Below are 23,423 nucleotides of genomic sequence, written 5' to 3'. Positions count from 1 at the left end.
GACACATTGAGTGCCGCAGTGAGCCACAGCTTAGCCGCCTGCCTGCAGAAGTTCACGTTATGTCGGAGAGCGTCACCAGTTGATGTCAGCGAGCCAGGTGCAACGCAGGCTAAAAGGGAGGTTTACTCGGCACTGCGCAGGCGCTTGGGCGTCAGGCCGAGGTAGCGACGCATCGCAGTGGTGAGCGCGCTCTGGCTGGAGAAGCCGCATTCCTCGGCGATGCGGATAAGCGGCAAACCGCTCTCGCGCAACAAACGCACAGCGCGATCAAGGCGGGTTTTCAGCAGGTACTGGTGCGGCGTCAGGCCGACGCAGTCCTTGAACTGCGCATGAAAATGACTGGGGCTTAAGCAGGCCACCTGGGCCAACTCAGCCACACTGATGCGCCGAGCCAGATGCTCGACGATATAACTGTCGAGTCTTTCTAAATTCAACGGGCCAATGGCGCGCGCCTGCTGCTCACCAAACAGTCGCAGGTGCAAAGCCCTCAGCAAAACGCCACCGAGCGCCCGCGCCAACAGCGGATCAGAGCCGTAACGCTCCAGCTCGGCGCCGGCATAGCTCAACAGGTTCTGGAAGTCGGCATCCAACTGCGGGTAGCGCGGTGTTTCAAACAAGCCCGTCAGCAGCTGCAGGTCCTCACTGGATACACCCTGCTCATCCAGGTCGATGATCAACATGCGGTTATCACCCATACCGGCGAACTGATGATCGGCATCCCCGGGCACTAGGCAGGCACGCATGCGGCACACCTCGCCGCCACGACCATTGACCTCAAACTCCGCGCGCCCAGCCAGCGACAACACCAGTTGGTGATGGTCGTGGGTGTGTTCATGGGCTTGGTCATCAAGACGTATCAAGCGCGCGTTGAGCATTAAAAGTGCAACCCCGGATAAAAGAGGTGCAACTTTAACCGTTTGCCCGGTGAAACTGCAGTCAGCACGACAAATGGGCAGTGCCCGCCGCGCCCCTTACAACCAATTAAAAGCGCCTGAATACACTGCCTGTAGTCAGCCCCAGGTGGAGCAATCAGTTTTCATTTGCACGACCTGGCAAGCGATTTGCTGAGCAGTCCTGTCCCTTGCGCATCGCTCGGGTTTTAGGACATCCGCTATGGTTTTCAGCATTGCCCTCGCTCTCGCATCAGCGCTGTTACTTGCCGGCCACTACCTCAGCCAGCTTGCGGCTAAACGTCATGAGCAGCACCTAAACCAACTGCAATCAGGCCGTCCCCTGGCACTGCAGGTGACGCGCCAACCCTAGTGCGGATTTCCGCAGGCGGGCCGTTGCAGTTATGCTGGCAACCTCGACTTTCGCCAGGAGTTCACCATGCTCGCTCCCCGCCTAACGCTGATGTTTGGCCTTGTACTGCTCAGTGCCTGCGCACAAAAACCCAGCAGCGTCAGCCTGGAGCAGAACCAGCAGAGCAAATGCCCGCTATCACTGCACGTTGGCCAGCAATTTATCCTGCGCTTGCCGAGCAACCCGACTACTGGCTTTCGCTGGTTGATGCGCGACTCGGCAACACAGGTTCTGCAAAGCCTCGGCCCGGAGGTCTACAGCAACCCTGAAGATGCCGGCCTGGTCGGCAGCGCTGGGGTTTCTACCTGGCGCTTCCAGGTGGTCAAGGCCGGCGAAGGCCAACTGGCCCTCACCTATGAACGCCCCTGGGAAGTTGGCGTAGTGCCCGCTCAGCGCTTCGACTGCACACTCAAGGCGCAGTAACCTGTCGCCATAGGCTGCGCTAACTGGTTGGGCCAATGGGCAATCACCGCATCAGCCTTTAAGCCGGCTAACGAGACCGCGAACTAGCGCCGCATACGTGACGGCCGCATGGATTTGCGACCAATAGCTGCAATCAACGTTTGGCTATGGACGTTACTTGGCTAAAATGCCCGGCTTTATCGATCAGTGCGCAGCCAACGTGAGCAAACAACCCGACCGTCTTTTCGCCCAACCCCTGGCCCAGGTGCCGGACTTCGTGTTCAACGAAGATGTGGTGCGGGTCTTCCCCGACATGATCAAACGCTCGGTACCGGGTTACCCGACCATTGTCGAAAACATCGGCGTGCTTGCTGGCCAGTTTGCCCAGCCGCACAGCGTGCTGTATGACCTCGGCAGCTCATTGGGCGCAGTTACCCAAGCGTTGCGCCGGCATGTACAGATCGCCGACTGCCGAGTGATCGCCGTGGACAACTCCAGCGCCATGGTCGAGCGCTGCCGCGAATACCTGCATGCACAAGACTCGATGTTTCAGGAGCTACTCCCGGTCGAGGTGCTCGAAGCCGATATTCTCAGCCTCGACTTTCAGCCAACCTCGTTGGTGGCGTTGAACTTCACCCTGCAATTTATTCAGCCCGAACAGCGCCTTGAGTTACTCGCCCGCATTCGCCAAGCCCTGCTGCCCGGCGGCGCACTGATTCTCTCGGAAAAACTGCACTTCGAGGACGCCGAACAACACCGCCTGCTCGGCGACCTGCACATCGCCTTCAAGCGCGCCAACGGCTACAGCGAGCTGGAGATTGCCCAGAAGCGCAGCGCCATTGAAAAAGTCATGCTGCCCGACAGCCTGGAGCAACACCGCGAGCGCCTCCTCGCCGCGGGTTTCAGCCAAGTAGTGCCGTGGTTTCAGTGTCTCAACTTTGCCTCGATGATTGCCCTGCCATGATTAATCGCCTCGACCTCGACGCCCTGCAAGCAGCGCTTGCCGGTACCCCGCTGCAGGATTGGTCCGCCGACTTGCCTGGCCAGATCGATGCAAAACTGGCCATCGGTCACGGTGACCTGGCGCGCTGGTACGGCGCCGTCCAAGCACTGCCTGAACTGCAGGTTGAGCAACTGGAGTTGCTGCACGACTTCAGCCTCAATGGCCGCTGCGATGAGCCGACGCGTGGCGCGCTAAAAACCGCTTTGCAAGGGCTCATCCCCTGGCGCAAAGGGCCGTTCCATCTGTTTGACGTACACGTCGACACCGAATGGCGTTCGGACTGGAAGTGGCAGCGAGTGGCCCCCTACCTCGACCTCAAGGGCAAGCGCGTGCTGGATGTCGGCTGCGGCAACGGCTACTACATGTGGCGCATGCTCGGCGCAGGTGCGGACAGCGTGGTGGGCATCGACCCGAACTGGTTGTTCCTCTGCCAGTTTCTGGCGATGAAAAATTACCTGCCCGACCTGCCCGCCTGGCACCTGCCGTTGGCCTTCGAAGAACTGCCCGGCAAGTTGCAGGGCTTCGATACGGTATTTTCCATGGGCGTGCTGTATCACCGCCGCTCGCCCATCGATCACTTGATCGACCTCAAGGACTGTTTGGTCAAAGATGGCGAGCTGGTGCTGGAAACCCTGGTGGTGGAAGGCGATGCCCAGCAAGTGCTGGTACCTGAAGATCGCTACGCGCAGATGCGTAACGTCTGGTTCCTACCGTCGGTGCCGGCCCTAGAGCTGTGGCTGCGCCGCGCCGGCTTTGTTGATGTGCGCTGCGTGGATGTCAGCACCACCAGCGTGGATGAGCAGCGCTCAACCGAGTGGATGCGCTTTCAGTCGCTGCCTGAGTTCCTTGATCCGGCCGACCATAGCCGCACGGTCGAAGGACTGCCGGCGCCAAGCCGCGCGGTATTGATCGCACGTAAGCCGTAAGATGAGTTAGACGCGCAGCGGCGTAACCCATGAGCCCGAGAGATGGGTATCGCTGCGCTCAACCCATCCTACAACTCGCCTCTCGATCAACCGCGATTGGCCGCTGCGGTGATCAGCTGCTTCATTTCCACCACTGCCTGCTTAAAACCGACAAACAGGGCGTGTGCCACCAGTGCATGACCAATATTCAGCTCGTTGATCCCGGCAATCGCGGCCACCGGCTCAACGTTGTGGTAATGCAGACCATGGCCGGCATTGACGATCAGCCCGTGTTGCAGGCCGCAAGCCACGCCGTCGCGAATCCGCGCCAGCTCGCGTGCCGCCTCTTGCGGCGTATGGGCATCGGCATAACGACCGGTGTGCAGCTCGATAGCCGGGGCACCTACGCGCTTGGAGGCTTCAATCTGCTGCGGCTCAGGGTCGATAAACAGCGACACTTCACAGCCAATTTTGCTCAGACGCTGAACCGCCGCACGAATGCGTTCTTCTTGTCCTGCCACGTCCAGGCCGCCTTCGGTGGTCAGTTCCTGACGCGTCTCTGGCACCAGGCAGACGTGCTCGGGACGAATGCTTTCGGTAAACGCGAGCATCTCCTCGGTCACGCCCATCTCGAAGTTCATCCGCGTCTGCATGACTTCCTTGAGCAGGCGCACATCACGCTCTTGAATATGCCGGCGATCTTCACGCAGGTGCACGGTAATCCCATCGGCCCCGGCCTCTTCAGCGTCCAGCGCCGCCTTGACCGGGTCTGGGTAGCGGGTACCACGGGCCTGGCGCAAGGTGGCCACATGGTCGATGTTCACACCCAGCAGAATACGATTGGCATCAGTCACGGCTTGGCTCCTTGAGCGTCATAAAAAGTTCGCGGCTGACCAGCGGTCGTCCGCCTAAATGGGGGGCCAGGGCTTGGCGCATCAGGCGCTTGGCAGCCGCCAGGGCGCCGGGCGTGGTCCAGTCGGCCTCGGCCATGGCCAGCAATTCAATCCCGTGGAAAACCCCAGGCTGAAAATGCCCGATGGGCACCAGCCCGGTTTCGGTCTGAAGTCGATATAGGCCGGCTTCGACGATGGGTTGGCCTTCGCTGTCCAGATTCAGGGCAAAACCATAGCCCAGCTCATCCAGCAAACGCCACTCAAAAGAACGCAGCAACGGCTCCAGCGCGCGGCCCTCGGCCAGTGCCAGTACCGTCATAGCGTAATGTTCGAAGACGGCAGGATGGGGTGCCTCAGCAGGGAGTAAACGGATCAATAGCTCGTTGAGATAGATGCCACTGAAAAGGGCCTCACCGACTAACAGATTAGGAATGCCTGCGGGATCAAGGCGGCCAACGTTTTTCAGCTCGCCGCGCCCGCGAAATTCAGCTTCAAGCGGAATAAACGGCCGAGCCAAGCTGCCCGCCTTTCCCCGCGCACTGCGCAATACAGCCCGCAGGCGGCCTTGCGGCGTAAGGAAATCCACCAGCGCACTGCTTTCGCGGTAAGCACGGCTGTGCAGCACATAAGCGGGCTGGCTAGGCGCAAGCATCAAGGCTTACTCGAAATAGCGGGCACACAGGCGGGCCCGCGGCGCATCAAATATTGTCGTAGCCCAAAGAACGCATGGCGCGCTCATCGTCAGACCAGCCACTTTTAACCTTGACCCACAGATTAAGCATAACCTTGGAGTCGAACATAACCTCCATGTCTTTGCGCGCTTCCTGGCCAATACGTTTGATCCGCTCACCCTTGTCGCCAATGATGATTTTCTTTTGCCCGTCGCGCTCAACCAGAATCAGCGCATGGATGTGCAGAATGCGCCCATCACGCTTGAATTCTTCGATTTCCACGGTGATTTGATACGGCAGCTCAGCGCCGAGTTGGCGCATAACTTTCTCACGTACCAGTTCGGCAGCGAAGAAACGGCTGGAGCGGTCGGTCACCTGATCTTCCGGGAAGAAGTGCACACCTTCCGGCAAACGCTCACCTACCAGCTTTTCCAGAGTCTCGAGGTTATGCCCGTGCTGCGCTGATACCGGTACGATTTCGGCATTCGGCAACTGGGTGGCCAGCCACTCCAAATGCGGCATCAACTCGGCTTTATCTTCCAGACGGTCAGTCTTGTTAATCGCCAGAATCACCGGGCCTTCGACGTACTGAATGCGCTCCAGCACCATCTGGTCTTCGTCAGTCCAGCGGGTACGGTCGACCACAAAGATCACCACGTCGACGTCTTTCAGTGCCGACGAGGCATTCCTGTTCATGTAGCGGTTGAGCGCTTTCTCGTTGTTTTTGTGCAGGCCAGGGGTGTCGACATAGATCGCCTGCACCTCACCTTCGGTCTTAATTCCGAGCATGTTGTGCCGCGTGGTCTGCGGCTTGCGCGAGGTGATCGCCAGCTTTTGTCCGAGAATATGGTTCAGCAAAGTCGACTTACCCACGTTGGGCCGGCCGACGATGGCGACATAGCCACAGCGTGTAACAGGTAAATCAGTCATTGCCATTCTCCACACCCAGGGCGATCAGCGCGGCAGCGGCGGCCACCTGCTCGGCAATACGCCGGCTAGCACCCTGCCCCAGGGTTTTATCATTCAATAAAGTAATCTGACATTCGACCACGAACGAGCGACAGTGCGGCTCGCCCTGGATATCCACCACTTCGTAACGTGGCAGCTCACAACCGCGCGACTGCAAAAACTCCTGCAGGCGAGTTTTCGGGTCTTTGTTGGTGTCGACCAGCGTCAGGCTCTCCAGCTCCGTGGTCAGCCAGGCCAACACCCGCTCACGGGCGGCATCCATACCGGTGTCCAGGTAAATGGCGCCAATCAACGCCTCCAAGGCATCGGCCAGGATCGACTCTCGGCGAAAGCCACCGCTTTTTAGCTCACCGGAACCTAGACGCAGGTATTCACCGAGGTCAAAGCCGCGCGCCAATATTGCCAGCGTTTCGCCCTTGACCAAGCGCGCACGCAGGCGTGACAACTGGCCCTCACGGGCCAACGGAAAGCGCTGAAACAATGCTTCGCCGGCGACAAAATTGAGGATCGCATCACCGAGAAACTCCAGGCGCTCGTTATTGCGCCCCGCAAAGCTGCGGTGGGTGAGCGCCAGGATCATCAGCTCCTGGTCTTTGAAGGTATACCCGAGTTGCCGCTCGAGGCGGGTTAATGACGCGCTCACGGCATACGCACGCGGAATTCTTTATCGAAACGCACCACCAGATCGATATTCTCGATCAACGGCTCGCGCTTTTCGTATTTCAGGTGTACCCGGAACTCGTTGTTTTCCACTTTAATTTTCACTGCGTCCTGCATGTTCAAGTCACGAATGCTGTTGACCTGCATGCCTTTGCTGATGTGGCTGTAGAAATCGCTGACGCTGCGAACATCAAGCGCTTTGTCGGTTTCGACGGAGGTGATCATTTTCTCCAAGGCCATGTTGTCGAAGTAATGCGGCATTACCTTGAACGCTGCGCTGGCCAAAAAGGCCACAACTGCAAGCACCATCAGCCAACTGAGAATCGACATTCCTTTTTGCGAATGTGCAGATTTCATATTTGTCCCCAAATTCAAGTGGTGTGAAGCCATTACGGCTGGAGGCAAAACTATATATAGCCTGCGAGGCTGCGTTTAACAGCGTCGCAAACTCATCCGCGGGTCAGTGAATGAGACCTACACGGGAAAAATTGGGCAGGTTACTCGACTTAGGATCCGGCCAGCTCATCCAGATCGCGAAGGCTTTACCGACGATATTCTGATCCGGAACCATGCCTAGCAGCGGCTTGGGGATAGCCGGATCATTCCAGTAACGGCTGTCATTGGAGTTGTCGCGGTTGTCGCCCATCATGAAGTAATGCCCTTGCGGCACCACCCACTCGCGGCCAGGTTCAAGGCGATAGCGGCGCATTTCCTTACGGATCTGGTGCTCTGCCTCACCGAGTTTCTCGTTATACAGCGTCGCACTACCCAGGCTGCCGGGCTCATCGCCAATCAACTGCTGAGCCACAGACTCACCATTAATGGTCAGGCGCTTGTCGCTGCTGTAAGCAATCCGGTCGCCGGCCAGGCCCACCACACGCTTGATGTAGTTAATGTTCGGATCACTGGGGTAGCGGAACACCATCACATCGCCGCGCTGCGGGTCACCCACCTCAATCACCTTGGTGTCCAGCACAGGCAGGCGAATGCCATAAGCGAACTTGTTAACCAGGATGAAATCGCCCACTTCCAACGTCGGCTTCATCGAGCCGGATGGAATCTGGAAGGGTTCGACCAGAAACGAGCGCAGCACCAGCACGATGGCCAGCACCGGGAAGAACGATTTACCGTACTCCATCAGCAGCGGCTCTTTGTTCAAGCGTGCCACAACCGCCTCATCAGGTTCACTAACCTGGCTGTGGTAGGTGCTAATCGCCGCTCGCCGGCGAGGCGCCAGAAAGATCAGGTCGAACAACGCCAGCGCGCCACAAACGGCGACGGCGATAACCAGCAATAACGGGAAATTGATCGACATAGGCCCTTAACTATCCAACCTGAGCACGGCGAGGAAGGCTTCCTGTGGAATTTCCACGTTGCCGACCTGCTTCATGCGTTTCTTACCGGCCTTCTGCTTTTCCAGCAGCTTGCGTTTACGGCTGACGTCACCACCGTAGCATTTGGCCAATACGTTCTTGCGCAGCGCCTTGACGGTAGTGCGCGCCACAATCTGCCCACCAATGGCCGCTTGAATGGCCACATCGAACATCTGCCGAGGAATCAGCTCTTTCATCTTCTCGGTCAACGCACGACCTTTGTAATGCGCGTTGTCACGGTGCACGATCAACGCCAAGGCATCGACCTTCTCACCGTTGATCAGTACATCCAGCTTGACCAGATTGGCCGATTGGTAACGGTCAAAGTGATAATCCAGCGAGGCATAACCCCGGCTGGTTGACTTCAGACGGTCGAAGAAGTCCAACACCACTTCGTTCATCGGCAGGTCATATGTAACTTGCACCTGGGAGCCGAGGAACAGCATGTCGTGCTGCACGCCGCGCTTTTCAATGCACAGGGTAATCACGTTACCCAGATGCTCCTGCGGCACGAGGATATTGGCGCGCACAATCGGCTCACGCATATCTTCGATGGCCGACAGATCCGGCAATTTCGACGGGTTATCGACGTAAATCGTCTCACCGGTCTTGAGCAGTAGTTCGAAAATCACCGTTGGCGCGGTGGTGATCAGGTCCAGGTCGTACTCGCGCTCCAGGCGCTCCTGAATGATCTCCATGTGCAGCATGCCGAGGAAGCCGCAACGGAAGCCAAAGCCCAAGGCATCCGAGCTTTCCGGGGTGTACTGCAAGGATGAGTCGTTCAGCGTGAGCTTTTGCAGGGCTTCACGGAAGTCTTCGAAGTCATCGGAGCTCACCGGGAACAGGCCGGCGTACACCTGCGGCTGGATGCGCTTGAAGCCCGGCAGCACATCAACATCCGGCGTCGAACTCAAGGTCAGGGTGTCGCCCACGGGCGCGCCATGAATGTCCTTGATGCCGGCGATGATAAAGCCCACTTCACCCGCTTTGAGATCAACGGTGGCGGTGTGCTTCGGGTTGAACACGCCGACACTGTCGACCAGGTGAATCTTGCCGGTGGACTTCACCAGCACCTTGTCACCCTTCTTGATCCGACCATGGCGCACGCGTACCAGGGACACAACGCCCAGGTAGTTATCGAACCAGGAGTCGATGATCAAGGCTTGCAGCGGGTCTTCGATATTGCCGGTGGGCGCGGGAATGGTATGCACCAAGCGCTCGAGCACCTCATCAACACCCAGGCCGGTCTTGGCACTGCACGTCACGGCGTCGGTGGCATCAATACCGATGATCTTCTCGATCTCTTCCTTAACCCGGTCCGGGTCGGCCTGAGGCAAGTCGATCTTGTTCAGTACTGGCATGACCTCAAGGCCCTGCTCAATCGCGGTGTAGCAGTTGGCTACCGACTGCGCTTCCACGCCCTGACCCGCGTCGACCACCAGCAGCGCGCCTTCACAAGCTGCCAAGGAACGGCTGACTTCGTAGGTGAAGTCGACGTGGCCCGGCGTGTCGATGAAGTTCAGCTGGTAAGTAACGCCGTCTTTAGCCTTGTAATACAGGGTGACGCTATGGGCCTTGATGGTGATCCCGCGCTCGCGCTCAAGATCCATGGAATCCAGCACCTGGGCTTCCATTTCACGATCAGCCAGGCCACCACACATCTGGATAAACCGGTCAGCCAGGGTCGACTTGCCGTGGTCAATGTGGGCGATGATGGAGAAATTGCGGATATGACTCAAATCACTCACGGATCAACACTCGAAAAGGTCGCAGGCGACTGCCCGCCGAAAATAGCCGCGAAGTGTACCCGAAAGCCACCTTGCACGTCACCACAGCCGCAAAGCGGCTCTATGTAAAAGGGCGACCGAAGTCGCCCTTTTACGCTAGAACTGCCGTTAATCGGCCAGCTTAAAGGTAATAAAGCTGGCACGTCCCTGGCGCAGTACGCGCATCGACACCGAGCGATTTTTCGGCAGTGCCTGCGCCACCTCGGTAAAGGTCTTGGCCGAATTGATCGCCTGATTGTTCAGGTGCGTGATCACATCGCCCGGACGCAAGCCAATCAACGCGGCCGGCCCCTCCTGCACCTCGGAAATCACCACACCACCTTTAAGGTCGAGGCTTTTCTTCTGCTCAGCACTCAACTCAACCACCTTGACCCCAAGACGGTTGCTACTGCGCTCGACGCCAGGCGCCGCATTTCCTGCCAATGTTTCACCATCTTCAGGCAACGCACCAATGGTCAGCTTTAGCTTCTTGCGTGCACCGTCGCGCACTACGTCCAGCTCGGCGCGAGCACCCGGCTTCAGCGCGCCCACTAGATGCGGCAGATCAGCAGACATGATGATTGGCTTGCCATCTAGACTGAGGATGACATCACCCACCTGCAAACCGCCTTTAGCGGCCGGACCATCCTCTAGCACCTGGGCAACCAACGCACCCGCTGGCTTATCCAGGCCAAACGACTCGGCCAAATCCTTGTTCACTTCCTGAATCACCACACCCAGCCAGCCGCGACTGACCTTACCCTCCGCCTTGAGCTGATCAGCCACATCCATGGCCACACTCATCGGGATGGCAAACGACAACCCCATAAAACCGCCGGAACGGGTGAAAATCTGCGAGTTGATGCCGACCACTTCGCCAGCCAAGTTGAACAGTGGGCCACCCGAGTTACCCGGATTAATTGCCACGTCCGTCTGGATGAACGGCACATAGCTCTCGTTCGGCAGGCTACGGCCCTTGGCACTGACGATGCCAGCAGTGACCGAGTGATCGAAGCCGAATGGTGAACCGATCGCCAAAACCCACTCACCGACCTTCAACTCATCGGACTTGCCCAGTTTGACGATTGGCAGACCGCTGCCCTCAACCTTGAGCAACGCTACATCGCTGCGCGGATCCGTACCAATTAGCTTGGCTTCCAATTCACTACGATCCGCCAAGCGCACGATGATCTCATCGGCATCGGCAATCACATGATTGTTGGTCAGCACATAACCATCAGCGGAAATGATAAAGCCGGAGCCCAGCGACTGAGCCTCACGCTGACGACCGCCGCCTGGCGCGCGCGGCACCTGGGGAATATTGCGTTCGAAAAACTCGCGAAACATCGGCGGCAAGCCTTCCAAATCAGGCACATTAAGTTGGCCTGCGCCGGCCACTGGGCGATCCGGCATCTTCTGCCGGGTACTGATATTGACCACCGCCGGCGACGCTTGCTCAACCAGCTCAGTGAAATCCGGCAGACTTGCCTGAGCAAGCAGTACCTGCCCCATCAGCAACACAGCACATAACGCAGTAAAGGTAGATTTCAGACCAGGCTTCGACATACAACTCCCCATCAGGCCAGCAAAAGTCTTAAAACGCTGCCGCGGCACCAACAAGCAATGCACGCAACACCACAGGCTGCAGAGCCGGATCACCGGCCGTAAGACGACTGCGCCAACGCACAGCGCAGCAGGCAAGCAGAAAACCGAACAGCGCACTGAGTATCACCAAAGGCTCGCTCAACCCTAGCTGATCAGCCAGCACAGCTGCAGAAAATAAACCAAGCAATGGCAGCAAATAAACCAACAGCGAGCCGCGCACCAGCAAATCCTCGCGCACGCCGATGATGACTGCATCCCCAACACTCAGGTGCAAATTCGACAGTGCGCGCACATAACCACGACGCCCGCTCGCCCCGAGCTGGTCAAGCAAGCCCTGGCCACAACCGGCTTTGACCGAGCAACTGGAGCAGGTGCTTTTACGTAAGGTTTCAACCCACACAGCGCCTGGCTCGACAGCCACGACGCGGCCCTGCTCCTCGATCACTGCGCCACCTCAGTGACTGCACGCATAGACAAGGCCACACGTTCAGCGGTCCCCAAAGGTATCTCGCCCACCACCGTGACCATGACATCGCCATCGTCAGTTTTTAGCCGGCGCGAGACAGCAGCCGTCGGCCCCAATTGAGTGCGCAGATCTTCAACTGCCGTACCGCGCAGCGGCTCCATAAATACAGAAAAGCGGGCTAGGCCGTCGTCATACACCTGACAGGCGACCAACTCATCCGATGCCGGGCTGCGACGCTGAGTAACTGAGCTCAGGCTAAAACCTGGTGGCAACCAATCCGAGCGCCAGGCCTCAGCCGTCTCTGCCTGCACAGGCGACAACCGCACGGGCCGACAGCCGACACTCGGCTCTAGATTGGCAACGGCGGGGATCTCGGTTTGCAACTGGGTGAACTGAAAACGCTCGAGCAACTGGCCTTTGTCGTTAACCAACAACGATTTCAACGGCAAACCTGTTTGTTGATCAATGTGTAGCTCGATGCCATAACGGTGCTGATCTCGCGGCACCAGCGCCAATACACGACTGGCGCGCCCCGCCACCCGAGACGCACCCAGCACGCGCAGCTCGTACCATTCACTCAATTGCGCGGCATCCAGCCCTCTGGCGGGCCACAGCTGGCTGTCAATCAACTGATCGGCCAATGCGCCGCTGGCACATTGCACCTGACCGCCGACGCGCACGACCTCTTGAGCCGAACCATCCAGCTGCAGCAGCCGCTCACGCAGCGCGCCATCCTCCTCAACGCGATGCCAGATGCTGTGCGTCGAAAAGCTGCCATTGCGCTCGTATACGAAGGTGCCTTGAAAGCTCTGCGTGCGCTCAGCATCCGCCAAGCGCTGCAGCAAATCCTGCCCCTCATCAGCCACGGCAGGCAATGCCAGCCAGCTACCCAGTAACAGGGCGCTAAAAGGAATAAAGCGCATGCGACTCCTTAACCAAAGCCCTTAACGGGTTTCCAGACTGGCTGCGCGCGCATAAGGCAGCGCACCTTCGCTGGCGCTCATAGCTGCTTGTTGCGCATGCTGGCGCAAATAGGCCGGCAGGCGCTGTTCATGCCAGCCAGGCTGACCTTGACCTACAGCGCTGATCGCTGGACCAACAGACTCTTCGCTCGTATTAAAACCGGCCAACATGGCTTGACCGCTGGCCTGTGGCGCGCTCAGCACCGGCTGACTGGCCTGCTGCGCCAACTGTGCGCCGGTGATTTCATCTTGGTTATACAGACGCACGCCAGCCAATACAGCAACGGTAACCGAAGCCGCCACCGCCAAACGCCCAACTGTGCGCCAAGGGCCGCGCTGCGACTGCGGCGCAACGGGTGCGGCGTCATCAGCCAAAGCGGCAGATACAGCAGCCGCAAGATCCAGACGCGGCTCAAGCAACTCTTTGTGCATCACTGCACGCGCAACTTGATAGCGCGACCAGGTTGCACGCATCTCAGGGTCGTCACTGGCCGCTAGCACGCGCCTTAATTCAAGCTCATCCGCTTGGTTATCCATCACCGCGGACAGCGATTCCTGCAGGGTTTCACGACTCATGGCGGTTCCTCTCTTGGCTGACGCCGCTGCCTTAGGTTTCCTGCAGCAACGGCTGCAGGGATCGATCAATGGCCTCACGCGCCCGGAAAATTCGCGAACGCACGGTACCCACTGGACACTGCATGACGCTGGCAATGTCCTCGTAACTCAGACCATCAAATTCACGCAAGGTTAGCGCCGTACGTAAATCTTCCGGCAATTGCTCAATACTGCGGTGCACCGTGGCCTCAATCTCGTCACGCAACAGCACACGTTCCGGCGACTCGATATTTTTAAGGGCGTGATCGCCATCGTAGAACTCGGCATCCTCAGCACTGACATCACTCTCTGGCGGCCGCCGACCGCGCGACACCAAATGATTCTTCGCCGTGTTAATGGCGATGCGATACAGCCAGGTATAAAACGCACTGTCACCGCGGAAATTACCCAACGCTCGGTAAGCCTTGATAAAGGCCTCCTGCGCCACATCCTGTGCCTCATGGGTGTCATGCACGAACCGCACAATCAACCCGAGAATCTTGTGCTGATACTTGAGCACCAATAGATCAAATGCACGCTTGTCGCCGCGCTGAACGCGCTCGACCAGTTGCTGATCATCTTCCTGGGTTAGCATGAAAACTCCTCATTAGGTTTGAAGGAGCGCAAGCCGACCCATTAATCGGTCTGCCAAAGTAGACTTGGGCATTGCGCAAAAGTTCTCTCCTTCAAACAAGCTTCCTGCAGATCACTTAAAAGCCCTGCACGGAATAGCGCAGCAAAGGGACTCCGAGGCTGCGCTTTTAGTCTGGATCACACACAGGCCATGCAAAAATTGCCGCCCTACTGCAAAGCCGCCCGAGACAGGCGAATTACTACACAAATAACCGCCTATGGAACCCGAAACACTTAAAAAGTTCCCGAGTAACGCACTTGGTCATAAGCCGGCTATTGTGCAGCCCACCCCCTCTATATACTAGGGGCCGCTTTTCGCGGAATTCGAACATGAGCCAACATTACCAACACGACGTTCTGGTTATCGGGAGTGGCGCAGCCGGGCTGACCCTAGCCCTGACACTGCCAGCGCACCTGAGCATTGCCGTGCTCAGCAAAGGTAACCTGTCCAACGGCTCCACCTACTGGGCGCAGGGCGGCGTGGCGGCGGTGCTGGACGACACCGACACCATCGAATCGCATGTCGAGGACACCCTCAACGCCGGCGGCGGCCTGTGCCGCGAAGAGGCTGTACGCTTTACCGTCGAGCACAGCCGCGAAGCCATCCAGTGGCTGATCGACCAGGGCGTGCCCTTTACCCGCGACGATGAACACGCCCGCGAAGATGGCGGCTTCGAATTCCACCTGACGCGCGAAGGCGGCCACAGCCATAGACGCATCATTCATGCTGCCGATGCTACCGGCGCAGCCATTTTCAACACCCTACTCACACAAACCCGACTGCGCAGCAATGTTGAACTGCTGGAGCAGCGCGTCGCCGTCGACCTGATCACCGAACGCAAACTCGGCCTGGAGGGCCAGCGCTGCCTGGGCGCTTACGTGCTCAACCGCACCAGCGGTGAGGTGGATACCTTCAGCGCGCGCTTTGTGATTCTCGCCACAGGCGGTGCAGCCAAGGTTTACCTGTACACCAGCAACCCGGACGGCGCCTGCGGTGATGGCATCGCCATGGCTTGGCGCGCCGGTTGCCGAGTAGGCAACCTGGAATTCAACCAATTCCACCCGACCTGCCTGTACCACCCCAAAGCGAAAAGCTTTCTGGTCACCGAGGCGCTGCGCGGTGAAGGTGCATTACTTAAACTGCCCAACGGCGAGCGCTTTATGCCGCGCTTCGATGACCGCGCCGAGCTGGCCCCGCGGGATATCGTGGCCCGCGCCATCGACCACGAAATGAAGCGCCTGGGGATTGATTGCGTGTTCCTCGATATCAGCCATAAACCAGCTGACTTTGTGAAATCGCACTTCCCTACTGTGTACGAGCGCTGCCTGGATTTCGGCATCGACATCACCAAAGAGCCGATTCCAGTGGTACCGGCCGCGCATTACACCTGCGGCGGTGTGCTGGTCGATCAAAACGGCCACACCGACGTGCCCGGGCTATATGCCATTGGTGAAACCAGCTTTACCGGCCTGCACGGGGCAAACCGCATGGCCAGCAACTCACTCCTGGAGTGCTTCGTCTATGCTCGCTCGGCGGCCGCAGACATCGTCAGCCAGCTGGCGCAGGTGCAAATACCCGCAACGCTGCCCAGCTGGGATGCCAGCCAGGTCACCGACTCCGACGAAGACGTGATCATTGCGCACAACTGGGACGAATTGCGGCGTTTTATGTGGGACTACGTCGGCATCGTACGCACCAATAAGCGCCTGCAACGCGCCGAGCACCGAGTGCGCCTGCTGCTCGACGAAATTGACGAGTTTTACAGTAACTACAAGGTCAGCCGCGACCTGATCGAGCTGCGTAACCTGGCCCAGGTGGCCGAACTGATGATTCGCTCAGCCATGCAGCGCCACGAAAGCCGCGGCCTGCACTACACCCTGGATTACCCGCAGCAGCTGGCAGAAGCTAAAGACACTATTTTGCTACCGCCCACCTATGGCGACTGAACTTCAACCTCACGCGTAAACGCCGATGCTGATCACGTGGCAGGCTGTCGCGGGCAACGCACAGCGATCGCACGCGGCGCTGCCCGGCCAGGCGAAAACGCAGCAAGACAATCAGCGGTAACGCCAGGCTGTCGGGGTGCATCTCGATGGCCTGCCACCCCTGCACAGCACTGTAAACCTGCCAGCCATCGTTATTGCAGCGCAGTGCCTGATAGGCACAAGGCTGCGTCAGCAACAGGTGCCGCGGCACGACCCAGGCGGCATGTGCCAGACAGAACAACACACCCAGCCCCCATGCCCACAGCGGAATATCCACCCAAGCAAGGCTGAGCAGCGCCAGCCCTAGGATTAGCGCATAGCCTGCCAGCAGCAAGCGCGAGGGCTGCCACTGGCATTCGAAGGCATCACTTCGGCTGGACACGGTCCAGAATCATCCGAACCATGCGCTTAAGGTCGGCATCTTCCGGCTCAGCACGCTGCATAAACCAGCCGAACATGTCCTGATCTTCACATTCGAGCAGTTTGCGATAACGCTCGCGATCATCGGCATCGAGGTGTGGGTACACCTCCCTGACGAACGGCACCAACAGCACATCTAACTCCAGCATGCCGCGGCGGCTGTGCCAAAAAAGACGATTGAGTTCAACCGAGTCAACCATGGGTCTGCTCCTTGAAAAAATGGCGTGAAACCATTTTTAACGTCGCACAGCGACGGCCCGAAGGGTGGCCGCCATAAATGGCAGACCATAAATAAGGCGCGCAGTATACCGAGGAAACCGCCGCTATTGGCCATGTACAGCACCAAGTGCGGCTATGTACTGCAGCGATGCAACGGCAAGCGCTGACAAGGCGCAAGGTGCACTCTATGATGAGCACCCTAATTTTTATCCAGCGATACCTAATCCACCATGGCCGACACCGCGTTTTATTGCATCCTCAGCCACGAAGGCATCCTCGCCGTACGCGGCCCCGACGCCAACAAGTTCCTCCAGGGCCAAGTCACCTGCAACCTTAACTACCTGAGCGACAGCCACTCCAGCCTCGGTGCGCGCTGCACACCCAAAGGCCGTATGCAGTCGAGCTTTCGCATCGTGATGGTCAGTGACGGCTATTTACTGGCGATGGCCAGCGAGCTGCTTGAAGCGCAGCTCGCCGACCTGAAAAAATACGCTGTATTCAGCAAGTCCAAACTCGCCGATGAAAGCAGCGCGTGGCTGCGTATTGGCCTAAGCGGCGGCGATGAAGCACTGCACAGCCTCGGCCTAGAACTCTCTGACGCCGCCGACAGCGTGGCCCATGGTAATGAAATGCTGGCCCTGCGCCTGAGCGATGGCCGCGCCGAGCTGTGGATACCTAACGCCCAGGCCGAAGCCGTACAGGCTTTGTTGGCCAGCCAACTGCCAGAGGCGCCGCTTAACGATTGGCTATTGGCCCAGGTCCGCGCCGGGATTGGTCAGGTCATGGGCAGCACCCGCGAGCTGTTTATCCCGCAGATGCTCAACCTGCAGGCGGTCGGCGGTGTCAGCTTTAAAAAAGGCTGCTACACCGGCCAGGAAATCGTTGCGCGCATGCAATACCTGGGCAAGCTCAAACGCCGCTTGTATCGCCTGGAACTGCATGACAGCCAAGTGCCAGAGCCGGCCACAGGACTGTTTTCGCCCACGCATGCATCCAGCATCGGCGAAGTCGTGCTGGCGGCGCGCAGCGAAGCAGGTGTCGAACTGCTCGCCGTGCTGCAGGGCGATGCGGTGCTAAATGGCAATATCCACCTGGGCTCTGCCGAGGGCAGCCCGCTAAGCGTGCTTGATTTGCCGTATACACTGGATACAGACCGTGAAATACAGCGCTAATCATCGCGCACCTGTTCATTACACTTATTTGCCTCACCGCCTAAAGAGAATTGCCCATGAGTAAGCTTGCCGAAAAGTCCAAGAAGAACTGCTCCTGGCTATCGACAGAGATGAACTGGTGCTGCCGACCCTGCCCGAAGTCGCCCTGCGGGTGCGCGAAGCGGCAGAAGACCCTAACGTCGGCATTGCCGAGCTGAGCAAGGTGATCGGTAACGACGCGGCGCTGACCGCGCGCATCATCAAGGTCGTCAACAGCCCGCTGCTGCGTACCAGCAAGGAAATCACCGACCTGCAGATGGCCGTCGGCCGCCTGGGTATCAACTACACCAGCAACCTGGCCACAGGCCTAGCGATGGAGCAGATGTTCCAGGCCACCAGCGACGTAGTGGACCGCAAGATGCGCGAAGTGTGGAACAAAAGCACCGAAATCGCCGGCATCTGCCATGTTCTGTGCAAGCACTACACCCGCCTGATGCCAGACCAGGCCACCCTCGCCGGCCTGGTACATCAGATCGGCATACTGCCGATTCTCACCTATGCCGAAGAGCACAGCGAACTGCTGGCTGACTCAATCAGCCTCAACCACGTGATTGAGCAGATTCACCCCATCATCGGTGACAAGATCCTGCGCGCCTGGGAATTCCCCGAGCAGATCGCCATGGTGCCAAGCCAGCACCTGGACTTCACCCGCGACAGCGCCAAAGTCGATTATGTCGATCTCGTTCAGGTCGCCACCCTGCAAAGCTACCTGGGCAGCGAGCACCCTTACACCCAACTGGACTGGAGCCAAATCCCGGCGTTCCGCAAACTGGGCCTAGACCCCAGCCAGAACCTGAATGACGACGAAGACCTGTCGGCTGCCATGGAAGCAGCCATGAGCATGCTTCAGTAACGCGTTCAAAAGCCCACACGCGCATGCAGCCGAATGCAACTAGACTGGCCTCAGCCCCGGCAACTGGCATACGGTTCATGCGCACACTGCTGTTATCCGCCCTGCTCAGCCTAATGTGCAGTGGCTTCGCTGCGGCACAATCGGTGCGGCTGACCAACGGCGAATGGCCGCCTTACCTGGGTGAACATCTGCCACACCAAGGCGTCGCCTCGCGCATTGTCAGCGAAGCCTTTGCCTTGCAAGGCATCGTCGTGGAGTGGGAGTTTTACCCTTGGGCCCGCTCATTGCTAATGGCTGAACAGGGCCAACGTGCCGGCAGTGCCGTGTGGCTGAATAACAGCGAGCGAGAAGCCAAATTCTTTGTCAGCGACCCCGTGATGGAAAGTGGTTATTACATCTTCCACCGCAAGGGCTATAGTTTTGACTGGGCCCAGGTAGCTGACCTGCAAAGCCAGCGCATTGCCGGCACCCGCGGCTATGACTACGGCAAAGCCTTTCAGCAGGCCGAAGCCAGCGGGCAACTGCGGGTCAACCGGGTGACCAGCGATGAAACCGCGTTTCGCCAGTTACTCGCAGGCCGAGTGGACCTATTCCCTGTCGATAAGGCCGTAGGCTTTGACGTGCTGTATCAGCATTTCAGCGCCGCCGAGCGTGCCCAACTCAGCTTTCACCACACCCCGTTGCGCACTGACAGCATGCACCTGCTGCTGTCACGGCAAGTACCCGGCAATGCGCAACTGATCAAGCGCTTCAACCTTGGTCTGCAGCAGTTGCGCGAAAGCGGCAAAATCACCCAGTACCTGCTGGAAATCCAGCAACCGCTGAGCCTGGCACCCTGACTTAGGCTTCTGCGCTGGCGAACTCGACGCGGACCAGCAAGCCATGCGGTTGAGCCTCATGCAGGCTGATCTCGGCCTGATGCGCGCGACATATCTCACCCACAATCGCCAAACCCAGCCCCGCTCCCGAACCCTTGTTGCTGCGTCGATAGAAGCGCGCAAATACCCGTTCATGCTCTTCCGGCGGAATCCCCGGGCCATCGTCTTCCACCTCCAGCACCCCAGTGGGCAAGACCCGCAGAATCACATTGCCGCCCGCTGCGGTGTGCGCCAGGGCGTTATCCAGCAGGTTGCACAACAGCTCATTGAGCAAAGTCGGCTCACCGCTGACCCACACCGGCTGCTCAGCCTCCAGCGCCAGAGAAATACCCCGCGCATGGGCCAGCGGCGCCAACGCCATACCCAACTCGCGCGCCAGCTGGCTGAGATCCAGACGCTGCGCGCCGCCCTCGGCAATCGCCCGCGCACCGCTTTCGATACGCGCCAGCGAAAGCAATTGATTGGCCAGATGGGTCAACTTGTCGGTGTTTTGCGCCGCTTCCTCCAGCGTACTGCGCCACACCGCCGGCTCCTGCGCGCGCAAACCTAGCTCGACCCGCGCCTTGAGCGCCGCCAAGGGTGTGCGCAGCTCATGGGAAGCATCGGCAATAAATTGCGATTGGCGCTCGAACAGGTTGCGCAGGCGATCATTAAACTGGTTCAGCGCATCGATCAGCGGACGCAGCTCGCGCGGCATGCCAACATCCGACAACGGCTGCAGATCATCGCTGGTGCGCGTCGCCACACTTCGCCGCAAAGCCTCCAGCGGGCGCAGCGCAGCGCTCACCGCCAGCCACACCAGCAACAAGGCGCTCAACGACAGCACGCCCATGCGCAGCAAAGTGCCGAGCAACAACTCGCGGGCCATGCGCTCGCGTGCGCCCTGGGTTTCCGCCACGCGGATTTCCGCGACACCATTGACTCCCGGCTCGCTGACCGGCTGCAGCAGGCTGACCACGCGCACGCCCTGATTACGGAACTCGGCATCGTAGAAACGCGCCAACGCCGGATAATCCTCGGTGCGCTTGGTGCCCACTGGCGCCGGCGGTAAATCTTCATAACCGGACACCAACGCGCCCTGCACATCCAGCACTTGGTAGTAGATGCGCCCGGCGCTGTCATAGGCAAAGGTGTCCAACGCCACATAGGGCACATTGGCATTCAGCCGTTCGGCGGTGGTGTACAGACCATCGGCAATCGCCCGCGCCGAGGCCAACAAAGTGCGGTCATAGGCGGTGTCCGCCGCATGCCGGGCGCTCCAATAGGCGCTCAGGCTGCTGACCAAAAGAATCAGCGCCAGCAGCAGCGCCAATCGGCGAAGCAGTCGCCCACGCAGGCTGCTCGAGTCAGTCACCGAGCGCTTCCAGCAAATAGCCCAGACCACGGAAGGTGACAATTTTCACGCCGCCGCCCTCAAGCTTCTTGCGCAGACGGTGCACGTAGATTTCGATGGCGTCGCTGCTGGCCTCCTCATCCAAGCCGAACACTTGGGCGGCCAGCTGCTCCTTACTCATCACCCGGCCCGGCCGGGCGATCATCGCTTCCAGCACCGCCTGCTCGCGAGAGGTCAGGGTCAGAAGGCCATCGGCCAGGGTAAAACGCCGAGTATCCAGGTCATACAGCAGATTGCCGCAGCGTTGCTGGCGTTCGCCACCGAGTACGGTGCGGCGCAGCAGGGCCTTAACCCGCGCCTCCAGCTCGCTCAGTTCGAAGGGTTTGGCCAGATAATCATCGGCGCCGAGGTTAAGACCATGTACGCGGTCCTTGACCTCACCGCGAGCGGTAAGCATCAGCACTGGCAGGGTATTGCCGCGCTCGCGCAGACGCGCCAACACCTGAAAACCGTCCAGACGCGGCAGGCCGATATCGAGAATCGCCAGGGCGTAATCCTCACTTCCAAGAGCCAGATCAGCGGCTATGCCGTCATGCAGCATGTCCACGGTCAGCCCGGTGCCCCGCAGGGCCTGAGCCACACTTTCAGCCAGGGGCAGATGGTCCTCGACCAGCAGGATTCGCACGGTAATAGCACTCCACGAACTTGTTGTTATGTACCCAGTGTAACGGTGCAAAGGCCGCTGCGAACGCCCCAACAGTTTTCTTTCAAGCTGAAAGCCTGGTGAAAGCTTGACCCCATAGCATCGGTTTCAGGTGGCTCGACCCACCGACCTGAACGACTGACGCAGTGGTGCGCAGCCGTGACAAAAACAACAATGGAGACCACAGGATGCCGACTGCATCAAATCGGGCACTTTCGCCTGTACACATGCTCAGCCTGGCCATCAGCACGGCCCTGCTTGCCCCCGCTGCCCACGCCGACTTTGTCGCCGACAGCAAGGCCAGCCTGACCACCACCAATATCTACCTCAATCGCGACTTCCGTGAAGGCACAAGCAGCCAGCAGAACAAGCGCGACGAATGGGGTCAGGGCTTTCTCCTCGACATCCAGTCCGGCTATACCGAAGGCACTGTCGGCTTTGGTTTGGACGCCATAGGTATGCTCGGCGTCAAACTAAACTCCGGCGGCGGCAGTACCGGCACCGACCTGCTGCCTGTGCAGGACGATGGCGGCACCCCAGACCAATTCGGCCGCCTGGGCCTGACAGCCAAGGTCAAGGTTTCCAATACCGAACTGCGCTATGGCTCGCACATTCCTGAACTGCCCGTGGTCAAGGCCAGCGACAGCCGCCTGCTGCCGCAGGTATTTGAAGGCGGTTTGCTGACTTCGTCCGAATTGGACGGACTGACCTTTACCGGCGGGCGTTTGAACAAAGTGATCGACCGCGCCTCGACCAACTCCGAAAAGCTGATCCTCAACAGCAAAAATCGCCGCTTCGCTGGCGGCATCACCGCTGACCATCTGGATCTGATGGGCCTCGACTACCAGTTCGCCAAGGGTCTCACCGGGCGTTACTACTTTGCCGACCTCGACGATATCTACCGTCAGCACTTCTTCGGCCTGCTCGCCAGCCAGCCTCTGGGCAGCGGCAACCTGAGTGCCGATGTACGCCTGATGCTGAGCAAGGACAGCGGCGCGGCGAACGCCGGAAAAGTCGATAACCGCGCCTTCAACGCCATGCTCAGTTACGCCATCAACGGCCACAAACTGGGCCTGGGCTTTCAGGACATGAGCGGCGACACCGGTTACACCTATATCGATGGCAGCGACCCGTTCCTGGTCAACTTCGTGCAGATCAACGACTTCGCCAATGCCGACGAGCGCTCCTGGCAGGCCCGTTACGACTATGACTTCGGCAAGCTCGGGGTGCCCGGACTGAGCTTTATGACCCGCTACATCAAAGGCAGCGATGCGCAAATTGCTGGCAGCGGCGACACCGGCGGTGAGTGGGAGCGCGACATCGAGGTCAAGTACGTAGTGCAGAGCGGCCCGCTGAAAGATGTCTACGTGCGCCTGCGTAACGCCAGCTTCAAATCCGACTTCGCCCGCGATGCGGACGAGAACCGCGTCATCGTCGGCTATACGCTGCCGATCTGGTAACCCACAATAATCGGGTGATACACACTACTGCGCTAGGCCATGCCGCGTTGAAATCAGCCTCAAAATGCTCATGTACAACTCGTACACTGCGCTTTCTCGGCCAATTTCGCCTTGCCTGACCTTCGCTCGCTACGTGTGTAAAGCACCCTCTACGAG

24 protein-coding genes and 1 pseudogene are annotated in these 23,423 nt (G+C 59.0%); 8 read left to right on the top strand and 17 right to left on the bottom strand.

From position 1 onward, the window contains the following. Positions 1-122 precede the first annotated feature (122 nt). Entirely contained in the window at positions 123-875 is a 753-nt protein-coding gene (locus tag ACEPAJ_RS07390) for an AraC family transcriptional regulator (RefSeq protein WP_425914336.1), read from the bottom strand. Between the two features lie 454 nt (positions 876-1,329). Here ACEPAJ_RS07390 and ACEPAJ_RS07385 point away from each other — a divergent pair, with 454 nt between their 5' ends. The 3 genes from ACEPAJ_RS07385 (at position 1,330) to cmoB (ending at position 3,633) form a co-directional block, all read left to right on the top strand. Then, on the top strand, positions 1,330-1,725 hold the full coding sequence (locus ACEPAJ_RS07385; RefSeq protein WP_425914335.1) for a protease inhibitor I42 family protein: 396 nt from the start codon (positions 1,330-1,332) through the stop codon (positions 1,723-1,725). Positions 1,726-1,891: 166 nt separating this feature from the next. Continuing rightward, positions 1,892-2,668 (top strand): carboxy-S-adenosyl-L-methionine synthase CmoA, encoded by a 777-nt coding sequence (gene cmoA, locus ACEPAJ_RS07380; protein WP_322948014.1) that lies wholly within the window; start codon positions 1,892-1,894, stop codon positions 2,666-2,668. Further along, positions 2,665-3,633, top strand: coding sequence for a tRNA 5-methoxyuridine(34)/uridine 5-oxyacetic acid(34) synthase CmoB (cmoB, locus tag ACEPAJ_RS07375; protein ID WP_425914334.1), 969 nt, complete (start codon positions 2,665-2,667; stop codon positions 3,631-3,633). Before cmoA ends, cmoB begins: the two co-directional genes overlap by 4 nt. Before the next feature lie 86 nt (positions 3,634-3,719). On the opposite strand, the gene pdxJ is transcribed toward cmoB, so the two are convergent. The 12 genes from pdxJ to rpoE all read right to left on the bottom strand — a co-directional run bounded on the left by pdxJ (position 3,720) and on the right by rpoE (position 14,166). Further along, complete coding sequence (gene pdxJ, locus ACEPAJ_RS07370) at positions 3,720-4,466, bottom strand: pyridoxine 5'-phosphate synthase (protein ID WP_425914333.1); 747 nt, start codon at positions 4,464-4,466, stop codon at positions 3,720-3,722. Continuing rightward, the gene (recO, locus tag ACEPAJ_RS07365) at positions 4,459-5,157 is read right to left on the bottom strand and encodes a DNA repair protein RecO (protein ID WP_425914332.1); all 699 of its coding nucleotides are present in this window, start codon (positions 5,155-5,157) and stop codon (positions 4,459-4,461) included. Before recO ends, pdxJ begins: the two co-directional genes overlap by 8 nt. Positions 5,158-5,203: 46 nt before the next feature. Beyond that, the gene (gene era, locus ACEPAJ_RS07360; RefSeq protein WP_425914331.1) at positions 5,204-6,106 is read right to left on the bottom strand and encodes a GTPase Era; all 903 of its coding nucleotides are present in this window, start codon (positions 6,104-6,106) and stop codon (positions 5,204-5,206) included. Beyond that, a complete protein-coding gene (gene rnc / locus ACEPAJ_RS07355) occupies positions 6,099-6,788 on the bottom strand; it encodes a ribonuclease III (protein WP_425914330.1) in 690 nt (229 codons plus the stop codon). Before rnc ends, era begins: the two co-directional genes overlap by 8 nt. Further along, positions 6,785-7,162, bottom strand: coding sequence for a DUF4845 domain-containing protein (locus ACEPAJ_RS07350; protein ID WP_425914329.1), 378 nt, complete (start codon positions 7,160-7,162; stop codon positions 6,785-6,787). The genes rnc and ACEPAJ_RS07350 overlap by 4 nt, the downstream gene beginning before the upstream one ends. A gap of 103 nt (positions 7,163-7,265) precedes the next feature. After that, entirely contained in the window at positions 7,266-8,120 is an 855-nt protein-coding gene (gene lepB, locus ACEPAJ_RS07345) for a signal peptidase I (RefSeq protein ID WP_274087826.1), read from the bottom strand. Positions 8,121-8,126: 6 nt separating this feature from the next. Then, complete coding sequence (gene lepA, locus ACEPAJ_RS07340; RefSeq protein ID WP_425914328.1) at positions 8,127-9,926, bottom strand: translation elongation factor 4; 1,800 nt, start codon at positions 9,924-9,926, stop codon at positions 8,127-8,129. 147 nt (positions 9,927-10,073) lie between these two features. Further along, a complete protein-coding gene (locus ACEPAJ_RS07335) occupies positions 10,074-11,456 on the bottom strand; it encodes a DegQ family serine endoprotease (protein WP_425917962.1) in 1,383 nt (460 codons plus the stop codon). Positions 11,457-11,538: 82 nt separating this feature from the next. Further along, positions 11,539-11,994 carry a SoxR reducing system RseC family protein gene (locus tag ACEPAJ_RS07330; protein WP_425914327.1) on the bottom strand — a complete coding sequence of 152 codons (456 nt, stop codon included), beginning with the start codon at positions 11,992-11,994 and terminating at the stop codon, positions 11,539-11,541. Then, entirely contained in the window at positions 11,991-12,938 is a 948-nt protein-coding gene (locus tag ACEPAJ_RS07325) for a MucB/RseB C-terminal domain-containing protein (protein ID WP_425914326.1), read from the bottom strand. Before ACEPAJ_RS07325 ends, ACEPAJ_RS07330 begins: the two co-directional genes overlap by 4 nt. A gap of 21 nt (positions 12,939-12,959) precedes the next feature. Further along, positions 12,960-13,553: a sigma-E factor negative regulatory protein gene (locus tag ACEPAJ_RS07320; RefSeq protein ID WP_425914325.1), complete on the bottom strand. Its 594-nt coding sequence runs from the start codon at positions 13,551-13,553 to the stop codon at positions 12,960-12,962. 31 nt (positions 13,554-13,584) lie between these two features. Then, positions 13,585-14,166 (bottom strand): RNA polymerase sigma factor RpoE, encoded by a 582-nt coding sequence (rpoE, locus tag ACEPAJ_RS07315; RefSeq protein ID WP_274087820.1) that lies wholly within the window; start codon positions 14,164-14,166, stop codon positions 13,585-13,587. 368 nt (positions 14,167-14,534) lie between these two features. On the opposite strand from rpoE, the gene nadB reads away from it, so the two are divergent. Beyond that, positions 14,535-16,151, top strand: coding sequence for an L-aspartate oxidase (gene nadB, locus ACEPAJ_RS07310; RefSeq protein ID WP_425914324.1), 1,617 nt, complete (start codon positions 14,535-14,537; stop codon positions 16,149-16,151). Here nadB and ACEPAJ_RS07305 read toward each other — a convergent pair. Both ACEPAJ_RS07305 and ACEPAJ_RS07300 read right to left on the bottom strand, forming a co-directional pair. Next, complete coding sequence (locus ACEPAJ_RS07305; protein WP_425914323.1) at positions 16,120-16,572, bottom strand: protein YgfX; 453 nt, start codon at positions 16,570-16,572, stop codon at positions 16,120-16,122. The genes nadB and ACEPAJ_RS07305 overlap by 32 nt on opposite strands. After that, positions 16,556-16,810 (bottom strand): succinate dehydrogenase assembly factor 2, encoded by a 255-nt coding sequence (locus ACEPAJ_RS07300; RefSeq protein ID WP_397493960.1) that lies wholly within the window; start codon positions 16,808-16,810, stop codon positions 16,556-16,558. The genes ACEPAJ_RS07305 and ACEPAJ_RS07300 overlap by 17 nt, the downstream gene beginning before the upstream one ends. Positions 16,811-17,059: 249 nt before the next feature. Here ACEPAJ_RS07300 and ACEPAJ_RS07295 point away from each other — a divergent pair, with 249 nt between their 5' ends. The 3 genes and pseudogenes from ACEPAJ_RS07295 to ACEPAJ_RS07285 all read left to right on the top strand — a co-directional run bounded on the left by ACEPAJ_RS07295 (position 17,060) and on the right by ACEPAJ_RS07285 (position 19,732). Continuing rightward, positions 17,060-18,001, top strand: coding sequence for a YgfZ/GcvT domain-containing protein (locus tag ACEPAJ_RS07295; protein WP_425914322.1), 942 nt, complete (start codon positions 17,060-17,062; stop codon positions 17,999-18,001). A 56-nt stretch (positions 18,002-18,057) separates the two neighbouring features. Continuing rightward, a pseudogene (locus ACEPAJ_RS07290) lies at positions 18,058-18,893 on the top strand (HDOD domain-containing protein). 77 nt (positions 18,894-18,970) lie between these two features. Continuing rightward, on the top strand, positions 18,971-19,732 hold the full coding sequence (locus ACEPAJ_RS07285; protein ID WP_425914321.1) for a substrate-binding periplasmic protein: 762 nt from the start codon (positions 18,971-18,973) through the stop codon (positions 19,730-19,732). A gap of 1 nt (position 19,733) precedes the next feature. On the opposite strand, the gene ACEPAJ_RS07280 is transcribed toward ACEPAJ_RS07285, so the two are convergent. After that, entirely contained in the window at positions 19,734-21,125 is a 1,392-nt protein-coding gene (locus ACEPAJ_RS07280) for a sensor histidine kinase (RefSeq protein WP_425914320.1), read from the bottom strand. Then, entirely contained in the window at positions 21,118-21,789 is a 672-nt protein-coding gene (locus ACEPAJ_RS07275; protein WP_425914319.1) for a response regulator, read from the bottom strand. Before ACEPAJ_RS07275 ends, ACEPAJ_RS07280 begins: the two co-directional genes overlap by 8 nt. 206 nt (positions 21,790-21,995) lie before the next feature. Between ACEPAJ_RS07275 and ACEPAJ_RS07270 the strand changes: the two genes are divergently transcribed. Further along, positions 21,996-23,267, top strand: a complete 1,272-nt coding sequence (locus ACEPAJ_RS07270; protein WP_425914318.1) for an OprD family porin — start codon at positions 21,996-21,998, stop codon at positions 23,265-23,267. The last annotated feature ends 156 nt before the right edge of the window (positions 23,268-23,423 follow it).

Source organism: Pseudomonas sp. GWSMS-1 (genome assembly GCF_049847425.1).
Classification (GTDB): domain Bacteria; phylum Pseudomonadota; class Gammaproteobacteria; order Pseudomonadales; family Pseudomonadaceae; genus Aquipseudomonas.
Note: the sequence above shows the minus strand (reverse complement) of the source record. Positions and strands in the feature narration are given on the sequence as shown.

Bases quoted from the DNA above. Each gene is read 5' to 3' on its own strand.
- ACEPAJ_RS07390 (WP_425914336.1), bottom strand. From the start codon at position 875: ATGCTCAACGCGCGCTTGATACGTCTTGATGACCAAGCCCATGAACAC.
- ACEPAJ_RS07350 (WP_425914329.1), bottom strand. From the start codon at position 7,162: ATGAAATCTGCACATTCGCAAAAAGGAATGTCGATTCTCAGTTGGCTG.
- ACEPAJ_RS07320 (WP_425914325.1), bottom strand. From the start codon at position 13,553: ATGAGTCGTGAAACCCTGCAGGAATCGCTGTCCGCGGTGATGGATAAC.
- ACEPAJ_RS07270 (WP_425914318.1), top strand. From the start codon at position 21,996: ATGCCGACTGCATCAAATCGGGCACTTTCGCCTGTACACATGCTCAGC.
- ACEPAJ_RS07300 (WP_397493960.1), bottom strand. From the start codon at position 16,810: ATGGTTGACTCGGTTGAACTCAATCGTCTTTTTTGGCACAGCCGCCGC.
- nadB (WP_425914324.1), top strand. From the start codon at position 14,535: ATGAGCCAACATTACCAACACGACGTTCTGGTTATCGGGAGTGGCGCA.
- cmoA (WP_322948014.1), top strand. From the start codon at position 1,892: ATGCCCGGCTTTATCGATCAGTGCGCAGCCAACGTGAGCAAACAACCC.
- ACEPAJ_RS07385 (WP_425914335.1), top strand. From the start codon at position 1,330: ATGCTCGCTCCCCGCCTAACGCTGATGTTTGGCCTTGTACTGCTCAGT.
- ACEPAJ_RS07325 (WP_425914326.1), bottom strand. From the start codon at position 12,938: ATGCGCTTTATTCCTTTTAGCGCCCTGTTACTGGGTAGCTGGCTGGCA.
- ACEPAJ_RS07295 (WP_425914322.1), top strand. From the start codon at position 17,060: ATGGCCGACACCGCGTTTTATTGCATCCTCAGCCACGAAGGCATCCTC.
- era (WP_425914331.1), bottom strand. From the start codon at position 6,106: ATGACTGATTTACCTGTTACACGCTGTGGCTATGTCGCCATCGTCGGC.
- ACEPAJ_RS07285 (WP_425914321.1), top strand. From the start codon at position 18,971: ATGCGCACACTGCTGTTATCCGCCCTGCTCAGCCTAATGTGCAGTGGC.
- lepB (WP_274087826.1), bottom strand. From the start codon at position 8,120: ATGTCGATCAATTTCCCGTTATTGCTGGTTATCGCCGTCGCCGTTTGT.
- ACEPAJ_RS07335 (WP_425917962.1), bottom strand. From the start codon at position 11,456: ATGGGGCAGGTACTGCTTGCTCAGGCAAGTCTGCCGGATTTCACTGAG.
- recO (WP_425914332.1), bottom strand. From the start codon at position 5,157: ATGCTTGCGCCTAGCCAGCCCGCTTATGTGCTGCACAGCCGTGCTTAC.
- rpoE (WP_274087820.1), bottom strand. From the start codon at position 14,166: ATGCTAACCCAGGAAGATGATCAGCAACTGGTCGAGCGCGTTCAGCGC.
- cmoB (WP_425914334.1), top strand. From the start codon at position 2,665: ATGATTAATCGCCTCGACCTCGACGCCCTGCAAGCAGCGCTTGCCGGT.